The 8,064-nt window shown below is 62.3% G+C and carries 7 protein-coding genes; 4 read left to right on the forward strand and 3 right to left on the reverse strand.

Translation table 11 applies throughout. The features are described from left to right. Together ACIQ36_RS16220 and ACIQ36_RS16225 are read left to right on the forward strand one after the other, a co-directional pair. A partial coding sequence (locus ACIQ36_RS16220; RefSeq protein ID WP_395831203.1) for a polysaccharide biosynthesis/export family protein occupies positions 1–1,508 on the forward strand: 1,508 nt, incomplete at its 5' end. Beyond that, complete coding sequence (locus tag ACIQ36_RS16225; RefSeq protein WP_395831205.1) at positions 1,505–2,215, forward strand: hypothetical protein; 711 nt, start codon at positions 1,505–1,507, stop codon at positions 2,213–2,215. The genes ACIQ36_RS16220 and ACIQ36_RS16225, both read left to right, overlap by 4 nt. A gap of 82 nt (positions 2,216–2,297) precedes the next feature. Here ACIQ36_RS16225 and ACIQ36_RS16230 read toward each other — a convergent pair whose 3' ends face one another. After that, the gene (locus ACIQ36_RS16230; protein WP_395831207.1) at positions 2,298–3,236 is read right to left on the reverse strand and encodes an NAD-dependent epimerase/dehydratase family protein; all 939 of its coding nucleotides are present in this window, start codon (positions 3,234–3,236) and stop codon (positions 2,298–2,300) included. A gap of 230 nt (positions 3,237–3,466) precedes the next feature. Between ACIQ36_RS16230 and ACIQ36_RS16235 the strand changes: the two genes are divergently transcribed. Further along, positions 3,467–4,492: a glycosyltransferase family 4 protein gene (locus ACIQ36_RS16235; RefSeq protein WP_395831209.1), complete on the forward strand. Its 1,026-nt coding sequence runs from the start codon at positions 3,467–3,469 to the stop codon at positions 4,490–4,492. Here ACIQ36_RS16235 and ACIQ36_RS16240 read toward each other — a convergent pair. Together ACIQ36_RS16240 and ACIQ36_RS16245 are read right to left on the reverse strand one after the other, a co-directional pair. Next, positions 4,489–6,006, reverse strand: a complete 1,518-nt coding sequence (locus ACIQ36_RS16240; RefSeq protein WP_395831211.1) for a SpoIIE family protein phosphatase — start codon at positions 6,004–6,006, stop codon at positions 4,489–4,491. The two genes, ACIQ36_RS16235 and ACIQ36_RS16240, sit on opposite strands and share 4 nt — an antisense overlap. 6 nt (positions 6,007–6,012) lie before the next feature. Next, positions 6,013–6,945 carry a glycosyltransferase family 2 protein gene (locus ACIQ36_RS16245; RefSeq protein ID WP_395831214.1) on the reverse strand — a complete coding sequence of 311 codons (933 nt, stop codon included), beginning with the start codon at positions 6,943–6,945 and terminating at the stop codon, positions 6,013–6,015. Positions 6,946–7,081: 136 nt separating this feature from the next. On the opposite strand from ACIQ36_RS16245, the gene ACIQ36_RS16250 reads away from it, so the two are divergent. Then, a partial coding sequence (locus ACIQ36_RS16250) for a glycosyltransferase (protein ID WP_395831216.1) occupies positions 7,082–8,064 on the forward strand: 983 nt, incomplete at its 3' end.

Consider the following 8,064-nt stretch of genomic DNA (forward strand, 5'->3'; position numbering starts at 1 on the left):
AAGAGCGCACGGCGATCAAAGTGTTCGGCGAGGTCAATACGCCCGCGATTTTCGCCTATAAGCCGGGGGTGACGGCGGTGGATATGCTGATGCGCGCAGGCGGCGTTACCCGCTATGCCGCCGTCGAGCAGATCCGCATTATCAATCAGGGCAAGCCGATCCTCTTTAATCTGCAAAACTACCTCGATACCGGCGATAAGGCGCAACTGCCCGATGTGCAGCCGGGAGCCACTCTGTTCGTGCCGAAGCAGATGGAAGAAATCCGCCGGGGGGCCTCCACCGTCTATGTGATGGGCGAAGTCGCAAAGCCAGGCGCGTTCGACGGTAAGCCCGGCGCGACCTTCATCGATGTTCTGGCCAATGCGGGCGGGCCGACGCGCTTTGCCGATACGCGCCAAATCCGCGTGCTGCGGGCCGATGGCAAGGTCGAGCTGGTCGATCTGCCGCGCTATACGGAAAATCCCACGGCGGCCCCGCTGCCCCCGGTTCGCCCTGGCGATGCGATTTTCGTTCCCGAGAAAATGGATACCAATGAGCCCTCGTGGTTGAAAATCGCCCCCGGCCGTGCCGTTCAGGTGCTCGGCGCGGTTTATAAGCCGGGGCGGTTTGAATGGTCGGACGAAATGACCTTTTTCGATCTTATCGCCCAAGCGGGCGGGCCGACCGCACGCGCCGATGTTTCCCACGTTCAGATCATTAAAAGCGATGCCGAGCGGGCTAAACCGACGCTGTTCGATCTTGGGGCGTTTCTCGATAAAGGCGGCGATCTTGCCAGCGTGCCGAAAATCCGCGCCGGGACGATCATCATGGTGCCCGAACTACCGCAAGACCCGTCCGACAATAAAGCCCAATGGACGCGCCAAGCCTCGGATCGGTCGATCCATATTATGGGCCAAGTGGGGGCTCCGGGGCGCTATGCCTTCAGCGAGAATTTCTCCTTTATGGATATTCTCTCGGCGGCGAACGGCCCCACCAGCGGCGCGGATTTGCGGAATATCCGCATCTCCCACCGCGACGATACCAAGGGCGCGGCGCGCGTCACCAAACTCGACTTCACCCGCTATCTGGAGACCGGCGACGGCACTTTGCTGCCGCGCGTCAAACCCGGCGATGTGATTTTCGTGCCCGAGCGCAACGGCGATTGGCTGGACCAGAGCAAGGAAAATACCGTGCGTGTGCTGGGCGCGGTGGGGAAAGCCGGGCGCTATCGTTTCTCGGACGATATGAGCCTGCTCGATCTGCTCGCCGAAGCGGGCGGCCCGGCCAGCGACGCCTATCAGGAGAAAATCCTCGTGGTCAATCTGGGTTGTTGCCAGGAACAAGCCCGTATCTTCGATCTCGTCAACTTTGCCAAAACGGGGGATGTCACCAAGCTTCCCGTGGTGCGCCCCGGCGACACGGTCTACGTGCCGACCATCGCCCAATCCGACTGGAAGATCTTTATGGATGGCGTCCGCGATACGGTTTCGGTGCTCTCGATCTTCGCGCTGATTGGCGGTGCGCTATGATGGAGTTGAACCCGACCTATCAGGAAATCGAGGCGATCTACGGGCGTACGATTGGCCGGGGGGCGCGCAGCCTCTCGGTCACGGCGATCCGCTCCGGCGATGGCGCGACGACCTTGGCGCAAGCTTTAGCCGCCCGGTCGGCAGCGGCGGGGTTGCGGACCGTCTATCTCGATCTCAATTTGCATCGGCCCCTCGTGCGGGCAGTCGAATCGGTCTGGCGGCCGGGCAATCGGTCGGTGAATGCGGTCTGCTTGCCCGCCGACCAGAGCCGACGTTTCGATCTGGTCCCGGCCCCGGTCGCCCCCCGCGAAGGGCGCGATACTTTGGTCGATTTTCGGGAGGGGCGGCATTTGTCGAGCCTGCTTCAAGACGATCTCGCCGCCTATGAGGTCATCGTCGTCGATACGTCCCCGGCGACGCTCATCAATGGGCGCAATATCCCCGCTGATCGAATTGCGGCGGCATGCGATGCGGCGATTCTGGTCGCCCTGAGCGCGGGCACGCGGCTGCCGGACGCGCGCGCGGTGGTGGAAAACCTGCGCCTTGCTGGGGCAAATCTCGCCGGGCTGGTGTTAAATGACCGGGACTTCCCAACCTTGGGCGAAGAATTCGCCCGCGAAGCCCGCCGCTTGCGGCGCATTCTGCCCGGTTTTTCCGAGCGGCTCGCGCGCTGGTTTCTCAGTCGGCCCCTGCTGCGGCGTCATTGATCCCCCCTCGCGCGGAGACCCTGAACAGCAAAAAGCCCGATCGATCCGATCGGGCTTTTGTTGTTTGGGGAGGAAGGGAAAGTTAAGCCGCTTTGGCCTGCGCCCCGGCGGCGAGCGCGCTAAAGGTTTGCGTGAGCCCCACGGTGAGGGGGGTGTCGGCGATCACCCCCAGCCGGTCAATCGCCCGGCGCGGACTGCCGACCGAACTGCGGATATCGCCGGGCCGAGCTTCACCAACGCGAATATCGACCGCGCTGCCAGAAATATCGCGCAAGGCCATCGCCAAAAGGCGAATGGAGGTTCCGCGCCCGGTGCAGACGTTGAGAACGGGGGCTTCCACGCTGGCTTGCGTCATCCCGGCGAGCAGATGCCGGACCACATCGCCGACGAACACGAAATCGCGGGTTTGGTAGCCATCGCCGTGAATCACAATCGGCTCGCCGCGCCGGATGCGGTCGATGAAAATCGAAATCACGCCGGAATAGGGCGATGCGGGGTCCTGACCGGGTCCATAGACATTGAAAAAGCGAAACCCCATTGAAGGGATGGCATGGGTCAGCCCCGCCACGCGGGCGTGAAGCTCGCACCCGTATTTATCCGCGCCATAGGCCGTGAGCGGGTGCGGCGTGGCGGCTTCGGCAATGGGGAGAATTTCTTGATCGCCGTAGATTGCCGCCGAGGAGGCATAGACGACCGGCACGCGGGTGCGGCGTGCGGCGTTGAAGACGGCGATCGTGCCGGTCAAATTCACCCGGTGCGTGCCGATCCAATCTTCGATTGAGCGCTGGACCGAAGCAATGGCCGCCAGGTGAAAGCACCCATCAACCCCGCGCATCGCGTCGGTCATCACGCCCGCATCGGCCACATCGCCAACGATAAGCCGAACGCCGTCCGGCAGAACATCGGCGCGCCCGGACGAAAGATCATCGACCACCGTCACCCGATGCCCTTGCGCCAGAACGGCGCGCACCAAATGACCGCCGATAAACCCGCACCCGCCTGTAATGAGATAATGCGCCATTCTATGGCTCCTTTTGCTCTGTTGTGCCAAAGCAATCGCAAGCCGGGGGCCGTAAGAAACCTAAGTAAATTCAATGAATTGGCGTTTTCAAAGTCTTGCGCTCTGCAAATTGAATGCAATTTGCGACGCGAAAGCAGTCTGCAAAACCCATTGGCCTCAGGATTTTCCCGAAAAGCCCTGGCACAGGGTTTGCGGTTTCCAAGGCCTAATCCCTTATCTGGAGGCGGCTGATGCGTGGGGACGTTTGGATTTTGCTCGATAGCCGCAGTTTTGGCGGCATCGAGCGGCATGTGGAAGTCATCGCCCAAGCCTTGCAGCAGGCGGTCCCGGCGGAGGGGATCACCCCCCGCGTGGTGTTTCTGCGCGATCATGGCCCGCATCCCCTGGAAACGCGGTTGCAGGCGGCGGGGGTTCCATACGAAAGCTTGGCGGATCATCCGCTTGCCCTAATCCAAGCCCTCCGAAGTCGCCGCCCGGCCTTGCTCCACACCCACGGTTATCGCGCCGGAATTCAGGGGCGGCTTTCGGCCCGATTGGCCGGGGTTCCGGTGATTTCCACCTTTCATGCCGGGGAGCCGGGGGCTGGCCGCGTGCGGCTCTATCAAGCGCTAGACCGGCTGACCAGCCGCCTCGGCCCGCGCTTGGCGGTGAACGAAGCCATTGCCGCCGCCCTGCCGCAGCCGGTAGCGGTTCATCCCAATTTCATTCCGATTCCGCCGTTTAATCGCGGTACTCCGTCACCCGCAATTCCCTGCATTGGGTTTGTCGGGCGTCTATCGTGGGAAAAGGGGCCTGATCTGTTTCTGGCCCTTGCCCGGCGGATGGAAGGCCGCGCGGCGTTCCATGTGTTCGGCGAGGGGCCAATGGGGGCGGAGCTACAGGCGGCAGCCCCGCCCAATCTGTGCTTCCACGGTTTCCAAGCCGATGTTGCGGCGGTTTGGCCGATGCTCGATCTTCTGTGTCTTCCCTCCCGCCACGAAGGGTTGCCGATGGCCGCCCTTGAAGCGATGGCGGCAGGGGTCCCCGTGCTGGCTTTTGGCGTCGGCGCGTTACCGCAGCTTTTGGCGACGGGGGCAGGCCTTCTGGTTGCGCCCGAGGACCAGAAGGCCTTGGAACAGGCCCTGTCCGCGTGGCTCGATAGCGGCACCGAGGCGCGCGCGGCTTTGGCCCTGGCCGCCTATGCCCGTGTCGTTGGAACCTACGGGTGTGAAGCGGGGGTAGCGCGGCTCCTGGCGGCCTATAAGAGCGCCGCTTAGAGCGGTTCTGGTTCGATCAGCAGAATGGTCCAATCATCGGAGAGGTCTTGCGCATTCAGATACTGCGTGACGGCGGCAATCGCTTCGCTCAGCGGAAGCGACCGGAGATCATTTAAAATCGGCGCTAGGGCGGCAAGTACATCCTCCGGCAGGCCGACCGATTGCGTGTGCGGGAATATCCCGTCCGTCACGATCAACAGCCGCTCGCCCTTCCCCAAAGAAATATCGACCGATGGATAGTCGGGGTCGCGGACAAGGCCGATCACCGGGCCAGGGTTTGTGGTTAATCCCCGAGGGGTTTCCGAAAGAATAAGCGGCTCCGGATGCCCCGCATTGGTGAGGCGCAACCGCCCCGGCCCGAGGGGTTCGATAATCATGCCGGTCATCAGGCAGTCTTGCAGCAACCGATCCTCGGCAATCGCGCGCGATAACCGGCGCAGCAGATCATTGGCCGAAAAATCCTGCTCACCCAGCCCCTGCACCAGGCCGCGCACATAACCCGCGAGAACATGCGCCATCAGCTTGGCTTCCAGCCCGTGGCCCATCACATCGCCCAACAGTAAGCGCTCCTGCTCGCCATTGGTGAGCCGTACCAGCATATCGCCGCCGCCGACCGAAATCGGGCGCGAGGCCAGGGCACAGCGGAACGGGCCGAACCGCGATGGCGCTTCCGGGGCGATGGAGCGGGTGAGGCGCGATTGCATATGTCCCAACATTTGGGCGCGATCCCGTCCGGCTCGCCCTAAGGCCCGATCGACGGTTTTCAGCAAGGTTGCGCGCGTTACCGGCTTTTCCAGAAAATCATCGATACCGAGCCGATTGGCGCGGGCTTCGATTTCGGGCGTGCGCGAGCCTGAGAAAACGATAATCGGAACCGGCGGGCTATTGGGGTCGCGGGTTATTTGGGTCAGGAGGTCTAGGCCCATTTGGTCCGGCAGATTAATGTCCGACAGAATAAGATCGGGCTTGGTGAGGCTGGCGAGCGCCAGGGCTTCCGCCGCCGTGGTGCAGCCGACCACGTCATAGAGCGGCAACAGCATCGTTTCATAGAGCCGCCGCAGGGTGGTTTCATCCTCGATCAGCAGCAGCCGGGGACGGCGGCGGGCCAAATTCCGGGCGATACTGAAGCGGTTTGGCGGCCCCGCCTCGTAGCGATGGTCGGGAAACAGGCGGCGGATGAGAAACAGCCCATAGCCGCCCTCCTCAACCGAATCGTCGAACGGGTTCAGCGCCGGGCGTTTGGCGACCGAGCCGAAGGCTTGGAAGGGCCCGCCATCGTCTTCCACCGTCAAGGCGAGGGTTTCCACCGTCAAGCACAGGCAAACATGAATGGTTTGCGCGCGGGGGGCGCGGCTGTGTTCGATGATGTTATTGACGATCTCGCTTGCCGCCGTAATCAGGTCTTGAACCGGCCCCGTTGGCAGATTGAGTCGCGGTGCCGCGTCCAGCAGCGCGGCCCGAATAGCGCGCGCAACGCCGGTTTGAATGGGGAAGCGCTGATCGAGAAGAATCATCGCCGATTACATCCGTTGGAAGGAGCGCGACAGATCCGCCATGCCCGCGCGCAAGGCTCGTCGGTCGGCGGTCATGAGACCGGCCAGAAAATGATATCCGGCGGCGGCGGCACGTCGATTATTTTGCTCCAGCGCCTCGGCGTGCCCGACCAGTAAACGGGCGCGCAGCCGCAGCCGATCCTGCCAGCGGGTGGGGCCTCGGCTCAGGTGGCGTTGCGCGATCATCGTCATGGCAGCAATCCGCAAGTGACGGGCGGACGTGCGACTGCCGGGGCGCAATAAATACTCGGTCGTCACATCCGGGCTCCAACTGACGGGACCATGCCCGGCGAGGCTAAGCCAAAGGTCCCAATCTTCGCTAGAGGGCAGCGATGGATCAAACCCCCCGACCGCTAAAAACGCATCGCGGCGCACCATGACGGTGGAGGTGCCGACTAAGTTACGGCCCAAGAGAGTCGAGCGCGGGGCGCTCAGCCGGGTGAACCCTCGCGCGATTGCGGGCTTTGCGCCCCAGTAGTCGAAGCAAGTTCCAAAATCCTGGCCGTCCAGGGTGCGGTGGCGGTAGTCGGTAAAGCTTAGAACGACCTCGGGGTCGGCCTGATGGGCCGCAACCTGGGCCGCAAGCTTCCCTGGCATCCACACGTCATCGTCATCCAAAAACGCTATGAGCGGCGCGCTGGCTTCTTCAACTCCCAAATTGCGCGCCAGGGCCGGGCAGCCAACATCTGTTTCGATGATCGTAAGCGGGCGCGGGCAATCGTATTGGGCGAGCCAAGCGGCGGTTCCATCGGTCGAACGATCGATGACAACAATAATTTGCATGTCTTCGACAGTTTGATCGACAACGCTTTTGAGTGATTTCTTAAGATATTCTAAACAATTGTGTGTAGGAACAACGGCCGAAACCGCAAATTTTTCCTGAATTACTATTTTTGTCATTGCTTATCTCCTGAGCTCTCAAGAACTGGCATCTGGCTTGCGATGGGTAGGAGGAGCGAATTCTCGTCCCCGTCCCCCCACGTGTCTGCCGCATCCCTTGCAACGGTTAGACCAGCCCAGCCCCTCAGGAGGCCCTATGAAGACCATCGGTTATATTCTGGCTGCTTTTCCCGTTCTGTCGGAAACCTTTATCGGGACCGAGATGCGCGCCATGCAGAAGCGTGGGCACCGGATTGTTCCTATCGTCCTGACGCCAAAGACTTTTCCCGGTCAAGAGATCGACCTGCCGCTGGTCGAAAGCGCCCTGTATTTGCCGGATCAGCCGGGGGATTTGGCGCTGCGGGCGGCCCTTGCCCCGTCGCTTTCCGCCCCGCGCGGTCTTGCATTCTGGTTTGCACAATGCAAATCGCCCCGTCGCAGTCTGCTGTGGAATGCCTGGAAGGTGGCCGCCCTGGCCCGTGCCAACGGGTGCGACCATCTCCACGCGCATTTTGCCGGTGGGGCCGCCTCTCATGCCATTGTCGCCGCGCGCTGGGCGGGGCTCGGCGTATCCTTTACCGGACACGGGCATGATATTTATGCCGAACCCGAGGATCTGCCGCAAAAGCTGAGCGCGGTCGATTTTGCGGCGTCCACCTGCCGCGATATGAGCGACGAGTTTAAGCGGCTTGCGCCTGAAACCCTGGTGCGGCGGGTGATTTGCGGGGTGGATCCCACGCGGTTTCGGCCCCGGAGCGGGTTGACGCCCGACAATGGCCGCTACCTGTTTATCGGTCGCTTGGTGGAGGCAAAAGGCGGGGCGGATCTTTTTGCGGCCCTCGCCCAGGCACGCCAGCAGCAGGGTATCGCCTTAGCCTTGGATATTGTCGGCAACGGTCCGTTGCGCGCCAGTTTGGAAGCCCAGGTCGCCGCCCTCGATTTGTCGGCGCAAGTGCGCTTCCTCGGTGCAAAGCCGAGCACCTGGATCGCCGCCGAAGGCCCCGCCTATCGGGCCTTGATTTGCCCCTTCAAGGAAGCCGCTAACGGCGAGCGCGATAGCGGCCCCGTCGTCGCCAAAGAGGCGATGGCCATGGCGTTGCCGGTGATTGCCAGCGCGTTCATGGGACTAAAGGAAATGGT

This window comes from Elstera sp. (assembly GCF_044372965.1).
GTDB lineage: Bacteria > Pseudomonadota > Alphaproteobacteria > Elsterales > Elsteraceae > Elstera.